This is a genomic window from Viscerimonas tarda (assembly GCF_054601255.1).
The window spans coordinates 1-25,127 of the sequence record NZ_BAAHWV010000012.1; the positions used below are offsets into that span (position 1 = coordinate 1).

Genomic DNA, 25,127 nt, shown 5'->3' on the forward strand with positions numbered 1-25,127 from the left:
AAGTTAAGCCCGATAGCGCCGATGGTACTGCACATGTGTGGGAGAGTAGGTAGCCGCCATTTTAAAAGGAGAACAGCCTCGCAGGGAATTGCGGGGCTGTTTTTTGGTTACCACCAGCCCCACCAACCTCCCCGCAGGGGAGGCTTTTGAAATCCCCCCTGCGGGGGATTTAGGCTAGGGCAAACGCATGAAAATCTCTGTTACGCCAAGCTAAGGCTTTCAATCTTAGTATGTTCGTTTGCCTTGTAGTCCGAACGAAGGTTACTGACAATTGTCCGTAGGACATCCATATCAATAGAAAAATAGAACTACAATCTGCCATTTTTCCCCGTAGGGGATACAGAAGAGAATGTCCTACGGACAATTTATGAGGGGAATTAGAGTTGTTTTCTATTGATATGTAAGCCCGATGGGCTATGATTTCGAGGGTTTAAACACAGGGTTTTGCTGGTGAGCCCAAAAATCCTCCCATTTGACGTAAATTCCGGTCTATGTCGAACGGGAGGATTGTTTTTTAGGGTGTGATTCTACTTCCCCGCCTTCCGAATCTCCTGCTCACCCAGCACATCTTCACCCCAATGGGTGTTGCTTTCGCGGATGTCGCGGTCGATGATTTCTTTGGCTTTTTTGGCGTAGATAATCAGGCGCAGGCTGTAGTCGTAGGTGAAATAGTTCCATATCCAGTTGAGCAGGACGATGGTTTTGTTCCTTACGCCCAGTATGGAACGCAGGTGGACGACCAACCAAATGAGCCAGGCGAACAATCCTCTCAATTTTAATCCGAATAGTTCGGCTACGGCTTTGTTCCGGCCTACGGTGGCCATCGAACCTAAGTCGTTGTAGTGGAAAGGCTGGGGTTCTTTGCCTGCTTCCAGCTGTTTCAGGTTTTTGGCAACCAGGGCTCCTTGCTGTATGGCTACTTGTGCCAATTGGGGATGGCCGTTGGGAAAATTGGGGTCTGCCGTCTGAATGCACTGGTCGCCGATGGCAAAAATATTGTCGAATCCTTCCACACGATTGAAAGCATCCACTTTTATTCGCTTTCCTCGTCCCAGCGCCGAATCGGGCATGTTGCCAATGGGGACGGCTGTGATACCGCTGACCCATATAAAGGAGCGGGTTGGAATTTCTGCGCCGTCACCCAATACTACTTTATGGTCTTTATAATCAACAACTTTCTTGTTTAACAGCACGTTCACTCCCATGCTTTTCAAAAACTCCTCGATGCTGGCGGATGATTTTGTCGACATCCCCGACAACAGGCGATCGACAGCCTCAATCAGGTATATTTGCACCTCGTTTATGTCCATTTCGGGATAGTCCTTGGGTAGCACAAATTTTTTCATTTCGGACAGGGCGCCGGCAATTTCAACGCCTGTGGCGCCCCCTCCCACAATGACGATGTTCAACAACTCGCGCTTCTCGGTTTCGGTGGCGCAGGTTACGGCACGCTCGAAGTTCGACAGCAAGGCATTTCGCAACCCCATGGCTTCCGATATGTTTTTCATGGGAATGGCGACTTCTTCGATGTGCTTGTTGCCGAAAAAGTTGGAGGTTGCTCCGGCGGCGAACACAATGTAATCGTACGATGCTTTGCCGATGGAGGTCTGTATCAGGTTCTTTTCGGGAATAATCGCCCTGACTTCGGCCAACCGGAAGAGTAGATTCTTTTTCTTTTGAACAATTTTTCGGAAGGGAAACGATATGGACGAAGGTTCCATACCGGCAGATGCCACCTGATAAATCAAGGGCAGGAACTGGTGATAATTATTTTTATCGACCAACACAACCTGAAAATTGGATTTCTTCAGTTCCATGGCCAGCTTCAAGCCGCCAAATCCACCACCTACTATAATTACTCGTTTTTGTTTTGTTTGCGGAATATTAAAACTCATTTTATTTTTTATTAGTTCAAATTTCAAAATTTTGTGGAGCTATCAGCTTTTAAGACAGTACGATGTTCAACGTTTCAGTATGGAGACGTGGCGCGCCACGTCTCTACGAAGTTTCTGCCTCTTTCAACCAGAGGGCGCTTTTGCTTCGCCTTCTTTTCCCGTAGCTTGAATATGAGTTGCCAAAGTTACGAAAAAATACATTGTTATGTATGACGGAAAATAAAATGCCAATGTGAATAATGTGCCAACGCGTAGGGGCGTATCGAATACGCCCGCTGCCGCGAATGAGTTGTATTACAGCTACGCAAATGCGGGCGTATTCGATACGCTCCTACATTCAATCCATCTAAAACTCTCCCTACGGGGGATTTAGGGGGCTTTTTTATTGTTTATTCAAAGAGATTCCGTACTTTTGAATAATGAAAGAATGTAGATGAAGAAAAAAAGCATACTTTGGGCGGATGACGAAATTGACATGTTGCGCCCTCATGTCTTGTTTCTCGAGGAGAAAGGATACGCAATAACTACTGTGAACAGCGGACAGGATGCCCTGGATTGCTGCAAAGAAAACGAATTTGACCTCGTTTTCCTGGATGAAAATATGCCCGGACTCACCGGACTGGAAACTCTTTCGTTGATAAAGGAATTGAATCCGAATTTGCCGGTAATCATGATAACCAAAAGCGAGGACGAAGGTATCATGAATAACGCCATCGGCAAAAAAATAGCCGATTACCTCATTAAACCAGTGAATCCGAACCAGATACTTCACTCTATAAAGAAGAACCTGCACAAAGACGACATTGTTACCGAAGCAACCATCGAAAGCTATCGCGAGGAGTTTAACAATATCAGCACGCAAATAAGTCTGGCTGCCAATTACGAGGACTGGATGGAGGTGTATAAAAAGCTTGTGTTTTGGGAGATGGAGCTTACCTCCTCGCAAAATCCGCTGCTCGACCTGCTGATGTCGCAAAAATCGGAGGCCAACAGCTCGTTTGTGAAATTCGTAAAACGAAACTATGAGGGATGGATACAAAACCCGGACGACAGGCCTTTACTCAGCCCCGATTTGTTCAGGAAAAAAGTGTTTCCGGCAATAGAAAACGGCGAGAAGATATTCTTTATCCTGATCGACAATTTCCGCCTCGACCAGTGGGAAGAGATAAAAGATATACTCGCGCCCAATTTCACATTCAACGAAGATTTGTATTACAGCATTCTTCCAACGGCGACCCAGTATGCGCGCAATGCTATTTTTTCGGGACTTATGCCCAAGCAAATCAGCCAGTTATTCCCCGAACTGTGGATAGACGAAGACGAGGAAGAAGGAAAAAATATCAACGAAGAGCCCTTGATTAGAACGCAGATTGAGCGTTTTCGGAAAAATTATTCGTTTTCGTACAATAAGCTGTTGACATCAGCCAGCGGAGACAAACTGATACAGAACATCGGCAACCTCAATAATAATCAGTTGAACGTGATTGTCATTAATTTTGTCGATATGCTTTCGCACGCACGCACCGAGTCGAAAATGATACGCGAACTTGCTTCCGACGAGGCCGCATACCGCTCGCTGACCAGATCGTGGTTCAAACATTCGAGTACCGCCGATTTGTTCAATAAAATTGCCGAAAAAGGCTATAAAATCATGTTGACGACCGACCATGGCACCATCCGGGTGAAGAATGCGGTGAAAATTATCGGCGACAAAAACACCAATACCAACCTGCGTTACAAACTGGGAAAAAATCTGAATTACGAATCGAAAAAGGTGTATGAAATAAAGCGTCCCGATGATGTGGCGCTACCCTCGCCAAACCTGACGACAAAGTATATCTTTGCCCAGAATGACGATTTTTTCGCCTACCCCAACAACTATAATTATTATGTATCTTATTATGCCGATACCTTCCAGCACGGAGGCATATCCATGGAAGAAATGATTATTCCGTTCATAACATTGACCCCCAGAAAATAAGCAGATGAAAATCGAAATACAATCCTTAGACACTATTGACCAGGCGGCTGGCGCATTTGTTGAAGCCATGGGCGATAATACCGTATTTGCCTTTCGGGGCGAGATGGGCGCCGGAAAAACAACATTCATAAAAGCCATTTGCGAAAAACTGGGCGTTGAAGACGCCATCACCAGCCCCACATTCGCCATCGTAAACGAATACCGTTCCAACAGCGGAGAACTGATTTATCACTTCGATTTTTACCGGATTAACAAAATAGAAGAGGTCTTCGACTTCGGGTACGAAGATTATTTTTACAGCGGAAGCCTCTGCTTTATCGAATGGCCCGAAAAAATAGAATCGCTACTGCCCCACGATGCCGTAAATGTATGGATAAAGGAATTGGAGGATGGTAGCAGAGAAGTAACCAGCCCCTCCAACCTCCTCGTGGGGGAGGCTTTTTAACTCCCCCACGGGGGATTTAGGGAGCTAAAAATTAATATTGAATGAGTTTCAAAGCAAAAATAAACCACTTAAGACGGCGTACCATGTTGGGGCTGACCTATTACATCGACCGTCTTTACAAGAATCAGAAAGGCGTGTTGACAAACGACGAGGTCAAGCGGATATTGGTTTGTCGCCCCAATAACCGGTTGGGGAACCTGCTGTTAATAACGTCGCTTATTCAGGAATTGTCGGATACTTTCCCCAATGCTGCGATAGATTTGTTTGTGCGAGGTAATCTGGCGCCTATCCTGTTCGAGAATTACAGAAACGTAGATCGGATTATTAAATTACCGCCTAAACCTTTCAAGGAATTGCTCAACTACCTGGGCGTATGGGGCAGATTGCGGAAGTATAAATACGACATCGCTATTAATGTAGTCCCCAATTCTTCGTCCGGGCGGCTTTCGACTTGTTTTAGCCGTTCCCGCTTCAAGTTCCCCGGCGACCTGAACGATGAAATTCCGCCGGAAAACGAAGATTTGCAGCATATTGCCAAATACCCTATTTACAGCATCCGAAAAAACTTGTCGCGCTTTGGTATCGAAGACAAGCAGAAACCGGCGCCGACTATGAACATTCAATTAAGCCCGGACGAATTGGCTAAAGGCAAAGAAACACTGGCGCAAATTACCCCCGAACCCAATAAGGAAACAATCGGCATATACACCTACGCGACCGGCGGCAAATGCTACTCCAAAGACTGGTGGAAAGTGGTGTATGAAAACTTGACGGCAGATTATGGCGAGACGTACAACATTGTGGAAATCCTGCCCAAAGAAAATGTTTCGCAAATAGATTTCAGGGCTCCATCGTGGTACAGCTTGGATATAAGGGGAATGGCTGCCGTAATAGCAAACATGAAAATTTTTATAAGCGCCGATTGTGGCGTGATGCACCTGGCCAGCGCCGCCCAAACGCCAACAGTCGGATTATTCTCAGGCAGCAATATCAAAAAATACTGTCCCTATAACCCCGGCAGCATAGCCATAGATACCAATACGATTCAAGTTCAAAGTTTAAGGCTCAAAGTTTGAAGTTTGAACCTTGAACTTTGAAAGGAGCAATTTCACTACTATAAAAAGTCAATTTATACCCTATCTGACTCCTGCAATTTACTATATTTGTGGGTCTAACCTTTAATACATATACACATGAAAAAACTATTTCTATTCTTTTCGTTTTTACTGATTTGCAGTTGCTATGCAAAATCGGAAAATCAATCGGCCTCTGCCAGTTGGCTTCTAATTGAAAGTGTTGGTCAAGCGGCCTCGCTCAGCGGACAACTCGAAGCAGCAGAAATAACTCTGCAAGGATTGGCTGTTAATGCTTACAGCGGACCTGATGCATCACTGAGGCTCTCGTTAGCCGGAGGCGGAAGCGCTACCTGGCATACGGCTGAAGATGCCAATTGCTACATCGAATTTTCTGTTAGCCCGAAAGCCGGAAACAAATTTTATGCAAGCGAAATATCGGCTTATGTATGCGGTGTGGGTGGCGGAGATGTCCGCGCCAATTTCTATTATTCAACAGATGCCGGTTTTGCTGAGAAAACGCAGATCAATTTCAAGAAAGACGCCAGTATCTCGCGCGATGCCCTCGAGCAGTTGCAAGTGGCTGTTGACAAAACAATTGAAGCAGGTGAAAAGATTTATTTCCGCGTTTATCCCTATTACAAAACGGCCTCTACCGGAAAATATATTTGCCTGAAAGATGCGGTAATCTCCGGCGAAACAGAAGCTACCGAAGTCGCTGTTTCGGTCAACTGGCCGTTTATCAGCGATTTGAAGCCCATCGTTAGCGGCGCTTTATTGGCACAGGATATGGCGTATAGCAGCAATGCCAAACAATATGCCTGGGATGCGCGTGTAAATTTAAGTGGCTCGGCGGTTGATAACGGCACATTCTGCACCAACACAAGCAATTGCCTTTGGACTCCGGCTACCGATATACAGGAGGATGTCTATATTCAGTATGCAGTCGCGCCCAAAGTTGGAGCAACGCTTACCGTGAAAAATCTATCCCTGATGATTGCAGCCACAGCAACAAACAGCTTGTATGCAGCCATATACGTCTCAAAGGATGCTGATTTTGCTACCAAAACAAAATTGAAAGACATTACCCAATTGGCAAACACCGAACTGGAAGCCTGGGATATTCCGCTAACTACACCGGAAGTAGTGAACTCGGGCGAAACTTTTTATGTCCGCGTATATCCGTTCAACAAATCGGCTGCCGATATAACGTATAAATTAATAGGCGTGCGCAATGTAACTATCTCGGGAACGATGATTGGCGCCACTGCCGACCCTGCCGAAGTGAGCACCGTTGCGGCTGCCACTTATATTTCTACCCTTACGGCCTTGGCCGGTGGTAGCGTAACAAACGATGGCGGCGCTCCGGTAACTGCCCGCGGTATGGTTTGGAATACTTCTGCCAATCCCACTATCGACCACTTCAAAACGATAGACGGCGATGGCGCCGGCATTTTTGAATCGACCTTGACAGGGCTTGCTGCCGGAACAAAATATTACGCCCGCGCTTATGCCACAAACAAAGCCGGAACTTCTTACGGAGCTGAAATCAACTTTACCACATTGGCCGAATTGGTGGTTCCTGCCGTTCAAACTTTGGCGACTTCAAACCTGCGCAACACATCGGTGGTGGTGTCGGGTAGGGTAACGGCCTGGGGCGGAACATCTGTAACCGAACGCGGTATTGTGTGGGGAACCGAAACGAATCCGACTGCCAATAAAATTGTTGCCGGAAGCGATATAGGAACATTCCAGGGATATATAGACGGATTGACGCCCGAAACAAAATACTATGTTCGCGCTTATGCCACCAATCAAACCGGTACGGCTTATGGCAACGAACTGTCGGTTACTACCAAAGCTACCGACCCGGATGTTACAAAAATAATCGCACCGGATGGCGCCGGCGATTACACCACTGTGCAGGCGGCCTTCGATGCCGTGCCCGCCGATTATACCGGCAGATGGATTATCCGCATCAAACCGGGCACTTACACCGAACGCCCCAGCTTGGCGAAAGGCAAAGTGAATGTATATCTTGTGGGCGAAGATGCTGCCACCACCATTATCACACACAATACCTTTGCCGGAATGGCTAAACCGGGTGGCGGCACATGGGGAACCAGCGGCTGCCAGACAATGGAAGTTTTGGCCGACGATTTTATGGCGGTTAATATTACGATTGCCAACACTTTTGCCAATTCAAAAGCAAATGCGGCCACCAATTCGGATACGCAAGGCGTTGCTCTTAAAACACAGGGCGACCGGCAAAGCTTCTACAATTGCCGCATTACCGGATACCAGGATACTTATTTGGGAAACAGCATAGGACGCGCCTACTTCAAGGATTGTTATGTGGAAGGAAATGTTGATTTTATATTTGGTCGTCAGACGGTGGTCTTTGACCAGTGCACCACCTATGTAAACCGCACGGGAAGCGTGTTGACAGCTCCTTCTACCGAGAAAACAACGAAGTTCGGAATGGTATTCTTGGATTGCAATATCACCGCTCCATCTACTTCTTATTCCGATTTTAACGGCGATAAGTTTAAAGAATTTTATTATGGCCGTCCCTGGCAGCAACAACCCCGGTCGGCATTTATCCGTTGCGAAGTTCCCGCAACCTTGAACGAAAAAGGATGGACGACTATGAGCGGTGGATTAAATCCCGTATTTGTGGAATATGCCTGCATCGGCGACGGCGCAACAGCCGATCGTTTAAGCAAACGGGGCAACGAAGGGAAAGTATTGACCGCCGGAGAAGCGGCAATTTATACCGTAGAAAATGTATTCAAAAAAGATACCGATCCGAGTTTTGCCGCCGATTGGATGCCCAAGGCTGCTCCGGATGCCGATTTAATTACATCCATAGGCAAAAATGCAATAAGCGCATCCAAGTCTTACAGCACGCCAAACCCTTTTACCGATAGCTTTACCGTTCATTATGCGCTTGCCGCTAACTCGAACGTGGTAATTAATTTGTACAATATAAATGGTGTATTGTTGAAAAAGCTGGCCGACAGCACACAAGGCGAAGGCGCTTACGCAGTAGAATGTGATGGTTCGCAACTACCATCAGGCGTGTATTATTACACTATCCAGTTGGGAAACAGTATCGAAACACACAAGCTTATCAAAAGATAGGTTCTTTTTTAGGAGGTATTATACAGGGGAAAGCTGTCTTCATTTTTGGAGGCAGCTTTTTTTACTGGGTTGTCTTATAAGTTGAATTAGCACACGGATTACACGGAGAATACAGAAAAATACGGAATATATTTGTAATTTAGAGATTTCAACCCGTAAGGAGGCTGTGTCAAAAGTCTTTTTCTTAGATTGTCATTGCGGGCTCCGACCCGCAATCTCCTGACAACTAAATGATGTTTGTTAGGAGATCCCGTGTCAAGCATGGGATGACAGACTTTTGAGACAGCCTCCTACAAAAGTTTATTCAATAACAATTGACTTTCGAGGTGGTTTACGTCCAATTCGGCCACTTTCTGAAAGTGTTTTTTTGCTTCACCGGATTTTCCCAGTCCCAGATTTCCCAAGCCCATCACATAATAGCAATGTATTTGATTGCGCACATTCAGGTCATCTTCCCAAATGGCCAAGTCGGGTAATGATACGGCAAAATAGTCGATCTTGCAATTGTCGAAGAGGTGTTTTTCTCCGTGATCAATCAATTTGTTGAAGCAACTTTTTGACTTATCCTTATTTCCGAGCGCTTTCCAAGCCAATCCCTGGTAATATATTTTATCGGGTTGCTGGTCGTTGTAGAAAAAAGCCTGCTGGGGTTCGGGCGAACCTACCGTTGCTTTTTGGAAATAGCGAACAGCCAGCTCCTCATTTCCTATTCCACGATAAGCGATGCCTTTGTAGTAATCCACATCGTTTTCTTCGGCATTAATCAACTTTCCTTCGCCCAGATTATGCGGGTAAGCATCTGTTTCGTGCAATAAGCTTAAGGCATTCTCATACTCTCCGGCTTCTATTGCCTGTTTAGCCAGTTCTATGCGGCACAGGGTATATTGTTTGGTAACTTTGCCCTCGCCGCCTTCCCATGGATGGAATGTATGCGAGGCTATCTGGTTCTTTGCTTCACTGTATTTTCCGGTTTGATTGAGCAGTGTGATGTGCTCAATGCATAAATCATCACGCTGTTCGACCAATGCTGCCTGTTTTTCAAATAATGCCAGCCGTTCTTTGTGGGGCATTCCCAATTTCTTGTAAAGTTGATCAAGTTCCATAAACAAGCGGGAATTGGCCGTATCAAGATGGAAAGCCTTTTCCAGTAAGTTTTTGGCTTGCTGTTTCTTGTTCGATTTATTGTAACAGGCCAATGCCAGATTCCGCAGAACAGCCGGAAATTTATCGTTCAATTCCACCGATTTTTCCCAGCATTTCACCGCATCCTCGTATTGACGGGCGGCATACCAGAAATTTCCCAGATAATAGGGCGCCAAAGCATCACTCGGATTCACAACCATGGCATCCTGCAAAATGTTTACCTCTTCGATGCGATTGGGAAAACACTTGTCGGGACACATTTTTGAGGCCGTTTTGTAATATGCTAAAGCTTTGTTCCTGTCGCCTTTCATCGAAGCAAAATAGCCCAATGCATAATACACCATCGGATATACATTGTACTCATTCCTAACAATATACGAAAGCAGTTGCGATGCTTCATCATAAAATCCGGCGGATGCAAAATCCAAAGCATATTCTATATAAGAATGGACAGCCCCGTGCATCAGGTCGAGCAATTCTTGCAAATCTTCGGGCTTGCTGGTTAACAGGTATTTCTCGAAACGGCAGCCCATGTTGAAGTTATCAATCTTGAGCGATGCTTCAATCAGTGCAAGCGCCTCTTCTTTTCTGCCCAGTTTTCTCAGAATGGATGTTTTCAGTTGCCGCGCCTTGTGATTGTGCCAGTTGCGGACAAGGCAGCGATCGATTCTGTCCAGCGCCTCCTCCCAAAGACCTTTGCCGGCATCTAGTTGGGCGAGCGAAAAATAGCCCGAATCTTGCCAGGCCGCATTCCATGTCGATTTGAAAAAAGCAGCATAGGCGCTTTCTGCATTCCCTTGCATTTTAAGGCTCCAGCCCAAATTGTAATAAGGTTCGCCATCGTAGGGATTGGGATTGCGCCCGGTCAGCGTTTCTATGGCTTTGCGAAAGTAGGGTTCGGCTTGTGCAAATTGTCCGCGGCGCATCAACAGCAATCCCATGGCATTGTTGCAACGCACATCGCCCGGTTCGCGTTTCAATCCTTCCCGATAATAATCTGTTGGGTTGTAAGTGGCGTGGCGGTATTGTTCCAGATGCAGGCCTGTGAGGTACAGCTGCTCGATGGAGGCTATCTCCTGAGGCGTTTTTGCCGCCTTTGCCGGGTTGGGCGCGGGTTTTATTTCGGGCTTATCGGCCTGATAGCGGAGCAATTTTTTCCCATCGGCAGTTATCACGGCGAGTATCAGCTCTTCGGATGGAACATTCCCCACGGCCAGCTCCCTGAAATAGTACTCAGCAGGAGAAGTATTGGCTTGTTCGTTGACATAAACCTTTCCGGCCACATCTTTCAACACAACGCGTAAATTTTTGTACTCGGAAGTTGTGTAAAGGGTGATACGGGCTTTTTCGCCTTCTCTATCCAGATTAACGATGGCATCTTTGTTGGCGTTTTTTACATAGCCAACCTCGGCGTAGGGCATAAAATATTGCAGCCACGATTTCTCTTCGTTCGGCTGTAACCACGAAAAATCGGGTTGATTATCGGTATAAACACCCGTCATTAATTCGATATACGGGCCGTCTTCATCGGTCAGGTTCCTGTCCCAAGCCCGTCCGAAATCGCCGTATCCCCATGTCCACTGCTTTTTACCGGGCGATACGTGGTGATTGGCCACGTGCAGTAAACCGCCTTTCACGTCTTCCTCGTAGCCGCCAACGAAGTTAAACTTCGATTGCACAGCCATATACGAAGTAGGTACGGGAATATTTTTATATTTCGATATATCAACTCCCGCCGAATAATCTTGCTTGTAATACAGTCCGGTTGCTATCGGGAAGTTGGAAACATCGCGCTTACCGTGGTCGAATACGGCATGTACATCCGGCGGAAATACCGAATGGTAGGCATCATTTACCACAACAGCCGGATTTGCCCACCACAGAAATGTTTGGGGAAAGGCTGTGCGGTTGTATATTTTCACCTTGATTTCGAGGTAGGCCTTGCCCGGATATAGCGTGAAGCCTTGCATCCCTTTCGTGCGAAACATCCGCTCCACTTCGTTGCACCAAACCGTTACGCTTCCATCTGCATTTTTCTCGATGCAGTAATCGGTAGGTAGAAATGTGCTGGGACGGTGATGTTGAGGCCAGTTAAACTCAATTCCTCCCGAAATCCAGGGCCCTGTAAGCCCCACCAGGGCGGGTTTCACTACCTGATTGTAATAGACAAAATGCCGTTGCTTTACTTTGTCGTACGCCATCTGAACACGTCCGCCCAATTCGGGCAGAATCATTATCTTGAGGTATTCGTTCTCGAGGAACAGGGCGTGATAGCTTTTGTCTTTTTTTTCATCCGAAATTTTTTCGACAACGGGGTAAGGATATACAACCCCCGAACTGCCTTGATAGATGCGCTTTTCGGAGAATATCGGATTTTTTTCTTCTTCGCCTATTTCGTAGGTCGGCAACAAGATGTCCTCGGCCCATGCCCTGACAACTCCTTTCTGATTCACCGTTGATTGAATCAGGTATGCGGTTATTTTTTCCATTAGTTGGATTTAGTTAATTCATTTTCAATTTCTTCCAGCGATTTCCCTTTTGTTTCGGGCAAAGTCTTCTTTATAAATATAAATCCCGATACACAGATAATGCCGTACAGCCAGAATGTGCCGTAGGCGCCAAGCGAACTATTCAGCAGCGGGAAGGTATAGGTGAGGCCAAAGCAAGCTGCCCACAACGAAAAAGTAGCAACAGCCATCGCCATCCCGCGGATACGGGTCGGAAATATTTCGGAAATAATAACCCAGGTAACCGGGGCGAGCGTCATGGCATAACAGGCGATGGCCAGCGCCCCCAATATCAGTACGGCAATGCCCGACACGTCGAAATAGTAACAGGCGCCCATCGCCGCATAGATGCACGCCAGGCCTGCCGCGCCAAACAACAACAGCGAACGCCGACCCAGTTTATCGACCGTGTACATGCCGACAAAAGTAAAAATCACATTCGTTACGCCCGTAATAACAATATTGAACAGTATATCCGAAACGCCATAACCGGCGCTTGCAAATATCTCCTGCGCATAGTTGAAAATCACATTTATACCGCACCATTGCTGGAATGCAGCGATAACAATGCCGATAAGCAGTATCTTGGGCATCCTCCCTTTGAATAGCAGTTTGTAGTTTACTTTTTCTTTTGCCTGATTGGCGGCTGTCTCCAGCGATAACATTTCGATCGAGGCATATTTTTCGCCACCGATACGAACAAGAATCTTCTTCGCTTGTTCGAACCGGTATTTTGAACTGAGCCAACGGGGACTTTCGGGGATGACAAAGGCCAATATAAAAAATAGCAGAGCGGGTGCGGCTTCGGCCCAAAACATCCATCGCCAGCCCATTTGGCCGTTCCACGAGCTGAGGATGTCTTCTCCTTCGACAACCGAATCGGCTATCAGCCAATTGACAAGTTGCGCGCCCAGAATACCCAAGACGATGGTCAACTGATTGATAGATACAAATTTACCTCTGACGCTGGCCGGAGAAACTTCCGCAATGTACATGGGTGAAAGATTGGAGGCCATTCCAATACCGATTCCGCCCAAAACGCGGTAGAAAACAAACCACGAAAGACTGTCGCAAATACCTGTGCCTATGGCCGATACCGTAAAAGTTACCGATGCCGTTATCAGCAATAATTTCCGGCCATATTTGTCGGATAAACTGCCCGAAACCATCACGCCCAGCAAGCACCCAAGTACGGCGCTGGCCATCACAAATCCTTGTACGGATGGCGAATCGGCGATATTAAAATAGATTTCGTAAAATGGCTTGGCTCCTCCAATTACTACAAAGTCGTAACCGAACAATAAACCACCCATAGCCGAAACAAATGAGATTAACAACAAATAAAGACTGGTCTGCTTTTTCATGGTGATATTTTTTGTTTACTATTTTGAAAATACAAAATTACGCTTATTATACCGCTAAAAAATGGATTTTTCTTTTGAAAACATGTAAAATATCACTACAATTGTGCGATGTTACGGATAAATGAAATAGCAAACGGAAAAGCAGCATGAAAGATTACACAACAATAGCCGATGGCTTTAAGGGCGAGAAGGCAATCGTTACTCCTTACAACATACGCGATTATCAGGAAAGCAACGCGATTACGCGCCAGTTATTTGTAAGCCATATCGGCTATTATCCCGATGCCAAATACCATTTTCGCCAACGGGAAAACGGCGCTCCCGAAAATATTCTTATTTATTGCGAAAAAGGCAAAGGATGGATTGAGCACAACGGCGAGAAGCTAACGCTGACGGCTAACAAGGCCTATATTATTCCGGCAAACGAACCTCATGCCTACGGAGCCGATAACCGGGAACCGTGGAGCATATACTGGTTGCATTTCAAGGGGGAAAATACGAACATGTTCGGCGCTATTTTTGGGCAACTGCTAAGCATTGACGAATCGGATAACAGCCGCTATAAAGACCGCTTCGATTTGTTTGAAAGCATTTACCGCAACCTCGAGATGGGCTACAGTCCCGAAAACCTCGAGTACATCAGTTTCTGCCTTATGCACCTGCTGGCCTCCCTGAAATACCTGCCTCAATACAGGGAACTGAAAACCGTGAAACTGGACGATGTGATAAGAAAAAGCATTGTATATATGAAAGAAAACCTCGAAAACAGAATAACCCTGGATGATATTGCCCAAGCTGTGGGATATTCCAAATCGCACCTGATAACGCTGTTCACACAAAAAACATCCTATTCGCCCATCGTGTATTACAACCAGTTAAGAATACAACGCGCCTGTAGTTACCTGCAATTTTCCGACCTGAAAATCAAAGAAATAGCATTCCGGCTAGGCTTCTACGACCCCTACCACTTCTCAAAAGCATTTCAAAAAGAAATGGAAATTTCGGCGCGGGAGTATCGCAGGAAATATAAGGATGCGAAAGAGTGAAGGGGGGCACCTGTTATAAACGAATGGGAGCGTAGATTTAAAACCTCATTCCCACCTAATTTTTATTACAAAACAACCTCAGTAGCAGCATAGTGTTATATAAAAATACCAACCTAATTGCCTCATTGCTAGTTTTGTGTTTATAAATTGGGGATAATGATGTAATGAGGTTTCTTGTGTTGCTATTTATTTGCTACTGAGGTTGTTTTGTAATAAAAATTAGGTGGGAGGTTTTTTTTTGCTGTTATTTGTTGCGAAGGAGATGCGCTTCAACCCCGCAAATGACAGGCAATTTATTGCCAAATCAATCCATCGCATATTATGCCAATTACCACAATGAATTTGCTAATTTACTAATTCTCAAATTTGCTGATTTTTTTCTTCTCAATTGTTTGGTTATCCTGTTGAATATATGTACCTTTGCAACTCGAATTTCGTAAAAATCAGACGATTTTGTGGTGTATCTTTTTGATATTCATGGGGTTGTTATGGTTTTTACTTAAGTTGTGTAATTAAAAATATAATATTAGATTTAAGTTCTAAAGATTAAAAAAATGCCTACAATTCAACAATTAGTAAGAAAAGGACGGGCTGTTTTGGTTGATAAGAGTAAATCTCCTGCTTTGGATTCATGTCCTCAAAGAAGGGGCGTTTGTGTGAGAGTTTACACAACAACTCCCAAAAAACCAAACTCGGCAATGCGTAAAGTAGCGCGTGTACGTTTAACAAATTCAAAAGAAGTGAATGCATACATACCCGGCGAAGGGCATAACTTGCAAGAACACTCGATTGTACTTGTTAGAGGCGGCCGTGTGAAAGACCTTCCAGGGGTTCGTTATCACATTGTTCGCGGAACATTGGATACAGCCGGCGTGAACGGTCGTACGCAACGCCGCTCCAAATACGGAGCAAAACGTCCGAAAGCTGGAGCAGCCGCTGCAGCAGCCAAGGGTAAGAAAAAATAAATACCTTTGAAGCTTAACCGAGATTTTAAAATTATTATTAAAACGGTTTGAGTTTATTGGATAGGCTAACAACGGGTTGAGTAAATGGTTCGGAGGAATCGTTGAAGACGTTTGAAAAAAGCAACCAAAGACAAGAACAAAACTTACAAGTTAAAATGAGAAAAGCAAAACCAAAGAAAAGACAGATCCTGCCGGATCCTGTTTTCGGTGATGTAAAGGTTACAAAATTTGTTAACCATTTAATGTATGACGGTAAAAAAAGTACCGCATACGATATTTTCTACGGCGCACTGAATGTTGTGAAAACAAAACTCCCCAATGAAGAAAAATCTCCGTTGGAAATATGGAAGGCTGCGCTGGATAACATTACTCCGCAAGTGGAAGTGAAGTCGCGCCGGGTAGGTGGGGCAACATTCCAAGTTCCAACAGAAATTCGTCCCGACCGTAAAGAATCAATCTGTATGAAAAACCTGATTCTTTATTCACGTAAAAGAGGTGGAAAAACAATGGCAGATAAATTGGCTGCCGAAATTGTTGACGCATTTAATAACCAGGGAGGTTCATTTAAAAGAAAAGAGGATATGCACCGAATGGCTGAAGCTAACCGCGCATTCGCTCACTTCAGGTTTTAATTAAGGAGAAAACAAATAATGGCAAAAGTATTAGAGGGTTTAAGAAATACAAGAAACATAGGTATCATGGCGCATATCGATGCGGGAAAGACAACGACCTCAGAGCGTATTCTTTTCTACACCGGTTTGACGCATAAAATAGGTGAGGTGCATGATGGCGCCGCCACCATGGACTGGATGGAGCAGGAACAAGAACGTGGTATCACTATCACTTCGGCTGCTACAACAACACAATGGAAGTACGATAACGAACTCTTCAAGATTAATCTTATCGACACTCCGGGACACGTTGACTTCACCGTTGAGGTAGAACGCTCATTGCGTATTCTGGATGGCGCTGTTGCTACATTTTGTGCAGTAGGCGGCGTTGAACCGCAATCGGAAACCGTTTGGCGTCAGGCCGATAAATACAATGTTCCGCGTATTTGCTACGTGAACAAAATGGACCGCTCGGGAGCTAACTTCTTTGAAGTAGTTCGCCAGGTGAAAGAAGTATTGGGGGCAAATCCTTGTCCTATCCAAATACCCATTGGTTCGGAAGAAAAATTCAGAGGCATCGTTGACCTTGTAACGATGAAAGCGCTTTACTGGCACGACGAAACGATGGGCGCAGATTACTCCATCGAAGAAATCCCTGCCGAATATGTGGCAGAAGCCCAGGAATGGCGCGAAAAAATGCTCGAAAAAGTAGCGGAATGCGACGAAACCCTGATGGAGAAATTCTTCGACGATCCGTCCACTATTACCGAGGATGAAATCAATACAGCTCTTCGTATCGGAACCTTGTCGATGCAAATTAACCCCATGATTCTTGGATCATCGTTCAAAAACAAAGGTGTACAATGCCTTTTGAATGCGGTTTGTATGTACTTGCCCAGTCCTATCGATACACTTGCTATTGAAGGAACAGATCCCCGTACCGATAAAGTAATTATTCGTCATCCCAGTCCCGATGAACCGCTTTGTGCGCTCGCGTTCAAGATAGCAACCGACCCGTTTGTGGGACGCTTGTGTTTCTTCCGCGTTTATTCGGGAGAGCTGCCCTCAGGCTCGTATGTTTACAACAGCCGTTCGGACAAAAAAGAACGTATTTCGCGTCTGTTCCAGATGCACTCAAACAAACAAAATCCGAAAGACGTTATCGGATGCGGTGATATAGGCGCCGGAGTAGGATTTAAAGATATTCGCACCGGTGATACTTTGTGCGATGAAGACCATCCTATCGTGCTCGAATCGATGGACTTCCCCGAACCGGTTATCGGTATTGCCGTTGAGCCCAAAACCCAGAAAGACATAGATAAATTGTCGAATGGTTTGGCTAAACTGGCAGAGGAAGACCCAACATTCCGCGTTCATACCGACGAAGATTCGGGTCAGACCGTTATCGAAGGTATGGGTGAGTTGCACTTGGAAATCATTATCGACCGTCTGAAACGCGAGTTTAAGGTAGAGTGTAACCAAGGACGTCCTCAGGTATCTTATAAGGAAGCAATTACAAAAGAAGTGGAGCTTCGCGAAGTGTATAAGAAACAAACCGGTGGTCGTGGTAAATTTGCTGATATAATCGTGAAAGTAGGCCCTGTTGATGCCGACTTTGAAGGCGACTTGCAATTTGTGGATGAAGTGAAAGGCGGTAACATTCCAAAAGAATTTATTCCTTCGGTTCAGAAAGGGTTCGCTCGCGCTATGAAGAATGGTGTTTTGGCCGGTTTCCCTATCGAAAAACTGAAAGTGAGCTTGCTCGATGGTTCTTACCATCCGGTTGACTCCGACCAGTTGTCGTTTGAAATTTGTGCCATTCAGGCATTCAGGAGCGCGGTGGAAAAAGCCGGTCCTGTATTGCTGGAACCAATTATGAAAGTAGAAGTTGTAACTCCTGAAGAAAACATGGGGGATGTGATTTCCGACTTGAATAAACGGCGCGGTCAGGTAGAAGGCATGGAATCGAACCGTTCGGGCGCCCGTGTGGTGAAAGCAAAAACACCTCTTGCCGAGATGTTTGGCTATGTTACCTCGTTGAGAACGATAACTTCGGGTAGAGCAACATCATCAATGACGTTCTCTCATTACGAAGAACTTTCGGCCTCAATCGCACGACAGGTACTGACAGAATTTAAAGGACGTGTTGAATTAATTAAATAAAAAGGAAATGAATAAGCGGGCAGTAGTTAGTAAATGACTCTTAATTACGGCTTGCTTATTTCTAATATAAACCCAATTAACCCAATTTTTGTATGAGTCAAAAAATCAGAATCAAACTGAAATCTTACGATTACAACCTCGTTGATAAATCGGCCGAAAAGATTGTGAAAACAGTAAAATCTACGGGCGCAGTGGTAAGCGGACCAATTCCGTTACCCACCCACAAACGTATTTTTACCGTGAACCGTTCGACATTCGTAAACAAAAAATCGCGCGAACAATTTGAATTGTGTTCTTACAAAAGGCTTATCGACATCTACAGCTCGACAGCAAAAACTGTGGATGCGCTGATGAAGCTCGAATTGCCAAGCGGCGTAGAAGTAGAAATCAAAGTTTGATCATTTAATAATTAAAAGAAATGCCAGGATTATTAGGAAGAAAAATCGGAATGACATCCGTATTCAGCGCCGAGGGAAAAAATGTTCCATGCACTGTTATCGAAGTAGGTCCTTGTGTTGTTACTCAAGTAAAAACTGCTGAAACAGATGGTTACGAAGCCGTTCAGTTGGGCTTTACCGATAAAAAGGAAAAGCATACCACCAAACCGCTTCAGGGACACTTCAAAAAAGCAGGAGTAACACCAAAAAGGCACTTGGCCGAGTTCAAAGGATTTGCAAACTGCAAATTAGGAGATGTGCTAACCGTTGACACCGTATTCGACGACAGCGTTGGATTTGTTGACGTTATAGGAACATCGAAAGGTAAAGGATTCCAAGGGGTTGTAAAACGCCATGGATTTGGCGGGGTTGGACAAGCAACACTTGGACAGCACAATCGTCTGCGCGCACCAGGGTCAATCGGAGCCTGTTCGTATCCAGCTAAGGTTTTCAAAGGTACCAGAATGGGCGGCCAAATGGGCAATGCTCGTGTTACGGTTCAAAACCTTCAGATAGTTAAAGTCATTGCCGAACACAATCTTTTGTTGATAAGAGGTTCTGTACCGGGATGTAAAGGTTCAATCGTATTAATTGAGAAATAATGGAACTTAGCGTATATAATATCAGCGGTAAAGAAACCGGAAAAAAAGTAGCCCTGAATGAGGCTATCTATGGGATTGAACCTAACGACCACGTACTTTGGCTTGATGTGAAACAATATTTGGCTAACCAGCGCCAAGGTACTCACAAGTCGAAAGAAAGAAGCGAAGTATCGGGTAGTACACGTAAACTTATCCGCCAGAAAGGTGGCGGTGGCGCTCGTAGAGGCGACATCAATTCGCCCCTGCTAGTAGGTGGTGGCCGTGTATTTGGCCCCAGGCCAAGAGATTACGGCTTCAAACTGAATAAAAAAGTGAAAGCCCTGGCTCGCAAGTCGGCGCTTTCGTACAAAGCAAAAGAAAATCAGATTTTGGTAGTTGAAGACTTATTGTTTGACGCCCCCAAAACAAAAGATTTTGTAGCATTGGCCAAAAATTTGCAAGTTGCTGATAAAAAGCTACTTTTAGTTTTGCCGGATCAAAATAAAAATGTATATTTGTCGGCTCGTAATTTGCAGAGAGTTAAAGTTATAACAGCTTCTGACTTAAACACTTACTCGATTCTGAATAGCACATGTCTGGTGCTTTCCGAATCTTCGGTTGCTGTAATTGATAACCTTTTTAAAGCATAAGGAGAAAGAAACTATGGGAATATTAATAAAACCAGTACTTACAGAAAAGCAAACCGACATTACGGAAAAATTTCCGAACCGTTATGCTTTTCGCGTTGTTCCAAGTGCAAACAAGGCCGAAATAAAGAACGCAATCGAGCAAATGTATAGTGTAAATGTTGTACGTGTAAATACCATGAATTACGCCGGAAAGCGTAAAAGCCGCTACACAAAAGCAGGTATGATAAACGGAAAAACATCAGCGTACAAAAAAGCAATAGTAACCTTGAAAGAAGGCGAAATAATAGACTTTTTTAGTAATATCTAAATAGAAAAATGGCAGTACGTAAATTAAAGCCCACAACACCGGGGCAAAGACACAAAGTTATTGGTACGTTTGAGAACATTACTGCGAGTGTACCAGAAAAATCTCTTGTAGTCGGTAAAAACTTTTCGGGTGGTCGTAACAACACCGGCAAGATGACAATGCGTTATCTGGGTGGCGGACACAAAAGAAAATACAGGATTATTGATTTCAAGAGAACTAAAGACGGAATTCCAGCCACAGTAAAAACAATAGAATACGATCCGAATCGCTCGGCCCGTATCGCCCTGTTGTTTTACGCTGACGGAGCAAAAGCATACATGCTGGCTCCCAACGGCTTGGAAGTAGGTCAGACAGTAATGTCGGGGGCAGTAGCTGCACCTGAAGTAGGAAATGCATTACCATTGCTTAATATCCCAATCGGTACGGTTGTTCACAACATCGAGCTGCGTCCGGGACAAGGAGCTAAGATGGTTCGTTCGGCTGGAACATTTGCGCAGTTGACTTCACGCGAAGGCGATTATGCGATTATCAGAATGCCATCGGGTGAAACTCGTAAAATTCTTTTAAGTTGTAAAGCGACAATAGGTAGTGTAGGTAACTCAGATCATGCGCTTGAAAAATCAGGTAAGGCAGGACGCTCCAGATGGCTTGGCCGTCGTCCTCATAACCGGGGAGTAGTGATGAACCCCGTAGATCACCCGATGGGCGGGGGTGAAGGACGCGCTTCGGGAGGCCATCCACGCTCACGCAAAGGTTTATACGCTAAGGGCTTAAAGACCAGAGCGCCTAAAAAGCACTCTTCTAAGTATATCATCGAAAGAAGAAAGAAATAATCTGATTTAATTTAAAAGAAAACTATGAGTCGTTCATTAAAAAAAGGCCCGTATATCAATGTGAAACTAGAAAAGAAAGTTCTGACCATGAATGAGTCGGGAAAGAAAGTTGTAGTTAAAACATGGGCAAGAGCTTCGATGATTTCTCCTGATTTCGTAGGACACACTATTGCTGTACACAACGGAAATAAATTTATTCCCGTATATATTACAGAAAATATGGTAGGACATAAATTAGGGGAGTTCTCTCTGACCCGCACATTCCGTGGACACGGAGGTAACAAGAAAAAATAAGCGGGCGGAAGCTTTATAAAAAATAAAAAAGAAAACATTAGTAAAAATGGGTGCAAGAAAAAGAATAACAGCTGAACAAAGAAAGGAAGCCAAAAAATCCGTGTCTTTTGCCAAGTTGAACGATGTGCCAACTTCTCCTCGTAAAATGCGCTTAGTCGCAGATTTAGTTCGCGGTATGGAAGCATTCAAAGCTCTTGGAGTTTTGAAATTCTCGAACAAAGATGCCGCAGCAAGAGTAGAAAAGTTGTTACGTTCGGCTATAGCGAATTGGGAAGCCAAAAATGAGCGGAAAGCAGAAAGCGGCGAACTATACATATCTTTGATAAAAGTAGATGGAGGAGCGATGTTAAAAAGACTTCGCCCCGCTCCGCAAGGAAGAGGTTACAGAATACGCAAACGTTCGAATCATGTAACGCTTCATGTTGATACACTTAATAATAAACCAAATTAATTCGCTAAGATGGGACAAAAGATTAATCCGATAGCAAATCGTTTAGGAATCATCAGAGGATGGGATTCAAACTGGTATGGTGGAAAAAAATATGCAGAGACTATATTGGAAGACACCAAAATCCGTAAATACCTGAATGCTCGTCTGGCTAAAGCAAGTGTATCGCGTATTGTAATTGAAAGAACTTTGAAACTCGTTACAATCACAGTTTGTACAGCCCGTCCGGGTATCATTATTGGTAAAGGCGGACAGGAAGTTGACAAGTTGAAAGAAGAGTTGAAAAAGATTACCGACAAAGATATTCAAATCAACATATTTGAAATCAAAAAGCCCGAGCTTGATGCCGTAATCGTGGCCAATAACATAGCCCGCCAGATAGAAGGTAAAATCGCTTACCGCCGCGCCGTGAAAATGGCAATAGCTTCCACCATAAGAATGGGAGCCGAAGGTATAAAAGTGATGGTATCGGGACGTTTGAACGGCGCAGAAATGGCCCGTTCGGAAATGTACAAAGAAGGAAGAACCCCTCTTCACACATTCCGTGCCGATATAGATTACGCTCATGCCGAAGCATTGACAAAAGTGGGTATAATAGGTGTAAAAGTGTGGATTTGCCGTGGAGAAATTTACGGTAAGAAAGACCTCGCACCATCGTTCACATCATCCAAAGAAAGCGGGCACCCGCAAGGCGGCGCTCACAGACAACAAGAAGGTGGCGGCGCTGGAAAAGGTTTCAAGAAAGGAAAGAGAAAGTAAGTATTAAACGTTTGAAGCAGAAGTAAAATGTTACAACCGAAAAAAACAAAATTCAGAAGACAGCAGAAAGGCCGCATGAAAGGAAATGCCCAACGAGGCAACCAATTGGCCTTCGGTTCATTCGGAATCAAAACATTAGATTCTAAATGGATCACCGGACGCCAGATAGAGGCGGCTCGTGTTGCTGTTACTCGTTACATGCAACGTCAAGGGCAAGTTTGGGTGAGAATATTCCCCGACAAACCTATAACCAAAAAACCAGCCGAAGTGCGTATGGGTAAAGGTAAAGGTTCGCCCGAAGGATTCGTTGCACCAGTTACTCCGGGAAGAATTCTTTTCGAAATCGAAGGAGTTTCTTTTGATGTGGCCAAAGAAGCATTGCGCCTGGCAGCACAAAAGCTTCCTGTTACTACAAAATTTGTAGTGCGCAGAGATTATGACTTAACAAATCAAAATGTGTAAACTATGAAGATCGCGGAAGTAAGAGAATTGTCCGGAAAGGAACTATTGGAAAGAATTGATGCCGAAAGAGCAGCTTTGGATCAAATGATTATCAATCATAGTGTATCTCCATTGGATAGCCCTGCCGAAATCAAGAAAAAACGCAGAACAATTGCGCGTATGTTAACGGTCTTGAGCCAAAGTAAAGTAAACAAATAATTAAGAGTTTGATGGAAACGAGAAATTTAAGGAAAGAAAGAATCGGGGTCGTTTTCAGTAACAAAATGGATAAAACCATTACGGTAGCTGTAAAATGGAAAGAAAAACACCCTATCTATGGAAAGTTCGTTAACAAAACGAAGAAATATCATGCTCATGACGATAAGAACGACTGCAACATTGGCGACACTGTCAGAATAATGGAAACTCGTCCTTTGAGTAAGACAAAAAGATGGAGATTAGTAGAAATAATTGAAAGGGCTAAGTAAGAGTTATGATACAGCAAGAATCAAGATTAGTGGTAGCAGATAACAGTGGTGCAAAAGAAGCGCTTTGTATTCGCGTATTAGGCGGAACCAAAAGACGCTATGCATCGGTAGGGGATATTATCGTAGTAGCTATCAAAAGTGTAATCCCTTCGAGTGATGTAAAAAAAGGCGCGGTAACGAAAGCCATTATCGTTCGCACAAAAAAAGAAGTTCGCCGCCAGGACGGATCTTATATCCGTTTCGACGATAACGCCTGCGTGTTGCTAAATGCAGCCGGCGATATCAGAGGCACCCGTATTTTCGGGCCGGTAGCAAGAGAACTTCGTGCGACAAACATGAAGATCGTATCATTGGCGCCAGAGGTACTATAATCAAATAAAACCAAGTAGGTGATGAGCAAATTACATATCAAAAAAGGCGATATAGTTTATGTAAATACCGGAAAAAGTAAAGGCAAAACAGGACGTATCCTGAAAGTTTACGTCGAAAAACAACGCGCTATCGTTGAAGGCCTTAACATGGTAACAAAACATACTAAGCCCAATGCTAAAAGTCCTCAAGGAGGAATAGAGAAAATAGAATCTTCCATCCATATCTCGAACCTGAACGTTGTTGACCCGAAAACCGGCAAACCAACCCGTATAGGTCGTAAAGAAGTGGGCGGAAAATTAGTGCGTTATTCTAAAAAATCAGGGGAGGAGATTAAATAATGAGCAGTACAACAAATCTCAGAACAGAATATAAAGACCGTATTGTAGCCATTTTAATGAAAGAATTCGGATACAAATCTTCGATGCAAGTACCGGTTCTTAAAAAAATTGTGGTAAATCAGGGTTTGGGAATTGCAGTTGCCGATAAAAAAATTATCGAAACAGCTCTTAACGAAATCGCCGCAATCACAGGTCAGAAAGCAGTTGCAACAGTATCTAAGAAAGATATTTCAAACTTCAAGCTGCGTAAGAAAATGCCTATCGGTGTGATGGTTACATTGCGCCACGACAAAATGTATGAATTCTTGGAAAGACTCGTCCGAGTAGCGCTTCCCCGTATTCGCGACTTCAAAGGTATTGAAGGAAAGCTCGACGGAAGAGGAAATTATACATTAGGTATTGAAGAGCAAATTATTTTTCCCGAAATTAATATCGACAATATTGCTAAAATCTTGGGAATGAATATTACCTTTGTAACCTCTGCAAAAACAGATGAAGAAGGATACGCTCTGTTGAAAGAGTTCGGATTACCGTTTAAAAACGAAAAAAAAGCTTAAGTATATAATATGGCAAAAGAATCAATGAAAGCCCGTGAGGTGAAGAGAGCGAAAATGGTTGCAAAATATGCAGCTAAAAGAACTCAACTAAAGGCCGAAGGTAATTACGACGCTTTGCAAGCTATCCCTAAAAATGCTTCTCCGGTACGTTTACACAACAGATGCAGCATTACAGGACGTCCAAAAGGCTTTATCCGCCTCTTTGGAATTTCCCGTATCCAATTCAGGGAAATGGCTTCCAAAGGGCTGATACCAGGGATAAAAAAAGCAAGCTGGTAAATTTTT

The 25,127-nt window shown here is 44.4% G+C and carries 26 protein-coding genes; 23 read left to right on the plus strand and 3 right to left on the minus strand.

Annotated elements, in window-relative coordinates; translation table 11 throughout:
* Positions 1 to 527: 527 nt before the first annotated feature.
* Complete coding sequence (locus tag ACYPWY_RS06855) at positions 528 to 1,895, minus strand: NAD(P)/FAD-dependent oxidoreductase (RefSeq protein ID WP_459684696.1); 1,368 nt, start codon at positions 1,893 to 1,895, stop codon at positions 528 to 530.
* 433 nt (positions 1,896 to 2,328) lie between these two features.
* Here ACYPWY_RS06855 and porX point away from each other — a divergent pair, with 433 nt between their 5' ends.
* The 4 genes from porX (at position 2,329) to ACYPWY_RS06875 (ending at position 8,538) form a co-directional block, all read left to right on the plus strand.
* Complete coding sequence (porX, locus tag ACYPWY_RS06860; protein WP_459684697.1) at positions 2,329 to 3,876, plus strand: T9SS response regulator signal transducer PorX; 1,548 nt, start codon at positions 2,329 to 2,331, stop codon at positions 3,874 to 3,876.
* Positions 3,877 to 3,880: 4 nt separating this feature from the next.
* The gene (gene tsaE, locus ACYPWY_RS06865; protein WP_459684698.1) at positions 3,881 to 4,321 is read left to right on the plus strand and encodes a tRNA (adenosine(37)-N6)-threonylcarbamoyltransferase complex ATPase subunit type 1 TsaE; all 441 of its coding nucleotides are present in this window, start codon (positions 3,881 to 3,883) and stop codon (positions 4,319 to 4,321) included.
* 41 nt (positions 4,322 to 4,362) lie between these two features.
* Complete coding sequence (locus ACYPWY_RS06870) at positions 4,363 to 5,397, plus strand: glycosyltransferase family 9 protein (protein ID WP_459684699.1); 1,035 nt, start codon at positions 4,363 to 4,365, stop codon at positions 5,395 to 5,397.
* A 117-nt stretch (positions 5,398 to 5,514) separates the two neighbouring features.
* Positions 5,515 to 8,538, plus strand: a complete 3,024-nt coding sequence (locus ACYPWY_RS06875; RefSeq protein WP_459684700.1) for a pectinesterase family protein — start codon at positions 5,515 to 5,517, stop codon at positions 8,536 to 8,538.
* Between the two features lie 290 nt (positions 8,539 to 8,828).
* Here ACYPWY_RS06875 and ACYPWY_RS06880 read toward each other — a convergent pair whose 3' ends face one another.
* Positions 8,829 to 12,170 carry a DUF5107 domain-containing protein gene (locus ACYPWY_RS06880; protein WP_459684701.1) on the minus strand — a complete coding sequence of 1,114 codons (3,342 nt, stop codon included), beginning with the start codon at positions 12,168 to 12,170 and terminating at the stop codon, positions 8,829 to 8,831.
* The gene (locus ACYPWY_RS06885; RefSeq protein ID WP_459684702.1) at positions 12,170 to 13,552 is read right to left on the minus strand and encodes a sugar porter family MFS transporter; all 1,383 of its coding nucleotides are present in this window, start codon (positions 13,550 to 13,552) and stop codon (positions 12,170 to 12,172) included. Before ACYPWY_RS06885 ends, ACYPWY_RS06880 begins: the two co-directional genes overlap by 1 nt.
* Before the next feature lie 146 nt (positions 13,553 to 13,698).
* Here ACYPWY_RS06885 and ACYPWY_RS06890 point away from each other — a divergent pair, with 146 nt between their 5' ends.
* The 19 genes from ACYPWY_RS06890 to rpsN all read left to right on the plus strand — a co-directional run bounded on the left by ACYPWY_RS06890 (position 13,699) and on the right by rpsN (position 25,121).
* A complete protein-coding gene (locus ACYPWY_RS06890; protein WP_459684703.1) occupies positions 13,699 to 14,598 on the plus strand; it encodes an AraC family transcriptional regulator in 900 nt (299 codons plus the stop codon).
* Positions 14,599 to 15,152: 554 nt separating this feature from the next.
* Positions 15,153 to 15,563 (plus strand): 30S ribosomal protein S12, encoded by a 411-nt coding sequence (gene rpsL, locus ACYPWY_RS06895; protein WP_459684704.1) that lies wholly within the window; start codon positions 15,153 to 15,155, stop codon positions 15,561 to 15,563.
* A gap of 155 nt (positions 15,564 to 15,718) precedes the next feature.
* Positions 15,719 to 16,195 (plus strand): 30S ribosomal protein S7, encoded by a 477-nt coding sequence (rpsG, locus tag ACYPWY_RS06900; RefSeq protein ID WP_459684705.1) that lies wholly within the window; start codon positions 15,719 to 15,721, stop codon positions 16,193 to 16,195.
* 18 nt (positions 16,196 to 16,213) lie between these two features.
* Positions 16,214 to 18,337 carry an elongation factor G gene (fusA, locus tag ACYPWY_RS06905; protein WP_459684706.1) on the plus strand — a complete coding sequence of 708 codons (2,124 nt, stop codon included), beginning with the start codon at positions 16,214 to 16,216 and terminating at the stop codon, positions 18,335 to 18,337.
* Between the two features lie 92 nt (positions 18,338 to 18,429).
* Positions 18,430 to 18,735 carry a 30S ribosomal protein S10 gene (rpsJ, locus tag ACYPWY_RS06910; protein WP_459684707.1) on the plus strand — a complete coding sequence of 102 codons (306 nt, stop codon included), beginning with the start codon at positions 18,430 to 18,432 and terminating at the stop codon, positions 18,733 to 18,735.
* A 20-nt stretch (positions 18,736 to 18,755) separates the two neighbouring features.
* Complete coding sequence (rplC, locus tag ACYPWY_RS06915) at positions 18,756 to 19,376, plus strand: 50S ribosomal protein L3 (RefSeq protein WP_459684708.1); 621 nt, start codon at positions 18,756 to 18,758, stop codon at positions 19,374 to 19,376.
* Positions 19,376 to 20,005 (plus strand): 50S ribosomal protein L4, encoded by a 630-nt coding sequence (rplD, locus tag ACYPWY_RS06920; protein ID WP_459684709.1) that lies wholly within the window; start codon positions 19,376 to 19,378, stop codon positions 20,003 to 20,005. The genes rplC and rplD overlap by 1 nt, the downstream gene beginning before the upstream one ends.
* 13 nt (positions 20,006 to 20,018) lie before the next feature.
* On the plus strand, positions 20,019 to 20,312 hold the full coding sequence (gene rplW, locus ACYPWY_RS06925; RefSeq protein WP_459684710.1) for a 50S ribosomal protein L23: 294 nt from the start codon (positions 20,019 to 20,021) through the stop codon (positions 20,310 to 20,312).
* A gap of 8 nt (positions 20,313 to 20,320) precedes the next feature.
* Positions 20,321 to 21,145, plus strand: coding sequence for a 50S ribosomal protein L2 (gene rplB, locus ACYPWY_RS06930; protein WP_459684711.1), 825 nt, complete (start codon positions 20,321 to 20,323; stop codon positions 21,143 to 21,145).
* 24 nt (positions 21,146 to 21,169) lie between these two features.
* Positions 21,170 to 21,439, plus strand: coding sequence for a 30S ribosomal protein S19 (gene rpsS, locus ACYPWY_RS06935; RefSeq protein ID WP_459684712.1), 270 nt, complete (start codon positions 21,170 to 21,172; stop codon positions 21,437 to 21,439).
* A gap of 46 nt (positions 21,440 to 21,485) precedes the next feature.
* Complete coding sequence (gene rplV / locus ACYPWY_RS06940; protein WP_459684713.1) at positions 21,486 to 21,890, plus strand: 50S ribosomal protein L22; 405 nt, start codon at positions 21,486 to 21,488, stop codon at positions 21,888 to 21,890.
* A 9-nt stretch (positions 21,891 to 21,899) separates the two neighbouring features.
* Complete coding sequence (gene rpsC / locus ACYPWY_RS06945; protein WP_459684714.1) at positions 21,900 to 22,646, plus strand: 30S ribosomal protein S3; 747 nt, start codon at positions 21,900 to 21,902, stop codon at positions 22,644 to 22,646.
* A 27-nt stretch (positions 22,647 to 22,673) separates the two neighbouring features.
* Complete coding sequence (rplP, locus tag ACYPWY_RS06950; RefSeq protein WP_459684715.1) at positions 22,674 to 23,108, plus strand: 50S ribosomal protein L16; 435 nt, start codon at positions 22,674 to 22,676, stop codon at positions 23,106 to 23,108.
* Between the two features lie 3 nt (positions 23,109 to 23,111).
* A complete protein-coding gene (rpmC, locus tag ACYPWY_RS06955) occupies positions 23,112 to 23,306 on the plus strand; it encodes a 50S ribosomal protein L29 (protein WP_459684716.1) in 195 nt (64 codons plus the stop codon).
* The gene (rpsQ, locus tag ACYPWY_RS06960) at positions 23,306 to 23,575 is read left to right on the plus strand and encodes a 30S ribosomal protein S17 (protein WP_459684796.1); all 270 of its coding nucleotides are present in this window, start codon (positions 23,306 to 23,308) and stop codon (positions 23,573 to 23,575) included. Before rpmC ends, rpsQ begins: the two co-directional genes overlap by 1 nt.
* A 5-nt stretch (positions 23,576 to 23,580) precedes the next feature.
* Positions 23,581 to 23,946, plus strand: a complete 366-nt coding sequence (rplN, locus tag ACYPWY_RS06965) for a 50S ribosomal protein L14 (RefSeq protein ID WP_459684717.1) — start codon at positions 23,581 to 23,583, stop codon at positions 23,944 to 23,946.
* A gap of 21 nt (positions 23,947 to 23,967) precedes the next feature.
* Positions 23,968 to 24,285, plus strand: a complete 318-nt coding sequence (rplX, locus tag ACYPWY_RS06970) for a 50S ribosomal protein L24 (protein ID WP_459684718.1) — start codon at positions 23,968 to 23,970, stop codon at positions 24,283 to 24,285.
* Positions 24,285 to 24,842, plus strand: a complete 558-nt coding sequence (gene rplE, locus ACYPWY_RS06975) for a 50S ribosomal protein L5 (protein WP_459684719.1) — start codon at positions 24,285 to 24,287, stop codon at positions 24,840 to 24,842. Before rplX ends, rplE begins: the two co-directional genes overlap by 1 nt.
* Positions 24,843 to 24,851: 9 nt before the next feature.
* Positions 24,852 to 25,121, plus strand: a complete 270-nt coding sequence (rpsN, locus tag ACYPWY_RS06980) for a 30S ribosomal protein S14 (protein ID WP_459684720.1) — start codon at positions 24,852 to 24,854, stop codon at positions 25,119 to 25,121.
* The last annotated feature ends 6 nt before the right edge of the window (positions 25,122 to 25,127 follow it).

Bases quoted from the DNA above. Each gene is read 5' to 3' on its own strand.
- rpsL (WP_459684704.1), top strand. From the start codon at position 15,153: ATGCCTACAATTCAACAATTAGTAAGAAAAGGACGGGCTGTTTTGGTT.
- rpmC (WP_459684716.1), top strand. From the start codon at position 23,112: ATGAAGATCGCGGAAGTAAGAGAATTGTCCGGAAAGGAACTATTGGAA.
- ACYPWY_RS06885 (WP_459684702.1), bottom strand. From the start codon at position 13,552: ATGAAAAAGCAGACCAGTCTTTATTTGTTGTTAATCTCATTTGTTTCG.
- tsaE (WP_459684698.1), top strand. From the start codon at position 3,881: ATGAAAATCGAAATACAATCCTTAGACACTATTGACCAGGCGGCTGGC.
- rpsG (WP_459684705.1), top strand. From the start codon at position 15,719: ATGAGAAAAGCAAAACCAAAGAAAAGACAGATCCTGCCGGATCCTGTT.
- porX (WP_459684697.1), top strand. From the start codon at position 2,329: ATGAAGAAAAAAAGCATACTTTGGGCGGATGACGAAATTGACATGTTG.
- rplV (WP_459684713.1), top strand. From the start codon at position 21,486: ATGGGTGCAAGAAAAAGAATAACAGCTGAACAAAGAAAGGAAGCCAAA.
- rplC (WP_459684708.1), top strand. From the start codon at position 18,756: ATGCCAGGATTATTAGGAAGAAAAATCGGAATGACATCCGTATTCAGC.
- rplP (WP_459684715.1), top strand. From the start codon at position 22,674: ATGTTACAACCGAAAAAAACAAAATTCAGAAGACAGCAGAAAGGCCGC.
- rpsS (WP_459684712.1), top strand. From the start codon at position 21,170: ATGAGTCGTTCATTAAAAAAAGGCCCGTATATCAATGTGAAACTAGAA.
- ACYPWY_RS06870 (WP_459684699.1), top strand. From the start codon at position 4,363: ATGAGTTTCAAAGCAAAAATAAACCACTTAAGACGGCGTACCATGTTG.
- ACYPWY_RS06875 (WP_459684700.1), top strand. From the start codon at position 5,515: ATGAAAAAACTATTTCTATTCTTTTCGTTTTTACTGATTTGCAGTTGC.
- rplN (WP_459684717.1), top strand. From the start codon at position 23,581: ATGATACAGCAAGAATCAAGATTAGTGGTAGCAGATAACAGTGGTGCA.
- rplD (WP_459684709.1), top strand. From the start codon at position 19,376: ATGGAACTTAGCGTATATAATATCAGCGGTAAAGAAACCGGAAAAAAA.
- ACYPWY_RS06855 (WP_459684696.1), bottom strand. From the start codon at position 1,895: ATGAGTTTTAATATTCCGCAAACAAAACAAAAACGAGTAATTATAGTA.
- rpsJ (WP_459684707.1), top strand. From the start codon at position 18,430: ATGAGTCAAAAAATCAGAATCAAACTGAAATCTTACGATTACAACCTC.
- rplX (WP_459684718.1), top strand. From the start codon at position 23,968: ATGAGCAAATTACATATCAAAAAAGGCGATATAGTTTATGTAAATACC.
- rplE (WP_459684719.1), top strand. From the start codon at position 24,285: ATGAGCAGTACAACAAATCTCAGAACAGAATATAAAGACCGTATTGTA.
- ACYPWY_RS06880 (WP_459684701.1), bottom strand. From the start codon at position 12,170: ATGGAAAAAATAACCGCATACCTGATTCAATCAACGGTGAATCAGAAA.
- rplB (WP_459684711.1), top strand. From the start codon at position 20,321: ATGGCAGTACGTAAATTAAAGCCCACAACACCGGGGCAAAGACACAAA.
- rpsC (WP_459684714.1), top strand. From the start codon at position 21,900: ATGGGACAAAAGATTAATCCGATAGCAAATCGTTTAGGAATCATCAGA.
- rpsN (WP_459684720.1), top strand. From the start codon at position 24,852: ATGGCAAAAGAATCAATGAAAGCCCGTGAGGTGAAGAGAGCGAAAATG.
- fusA (WP_459684706.1), top strand. From the start codon at position 16,214: ATGGCAAAAGTATTAGAGGGTTTAAGAAATACAAGAAACATAGGTATC.
- rplW (WP_459684710.1), top strand. From the start codon at position 20,019: ATGGGAATATTAATAAAACCAGTACTTACAGAAAAGCAAACCGACATT.
- ACYPWY_RS06890 (WP_459684703.1), top strand. From the start codon at position 13,699: ATGAAAGATTACACAACAATAGCCGATGGCTTTAAGGGCGAGAAGGCA.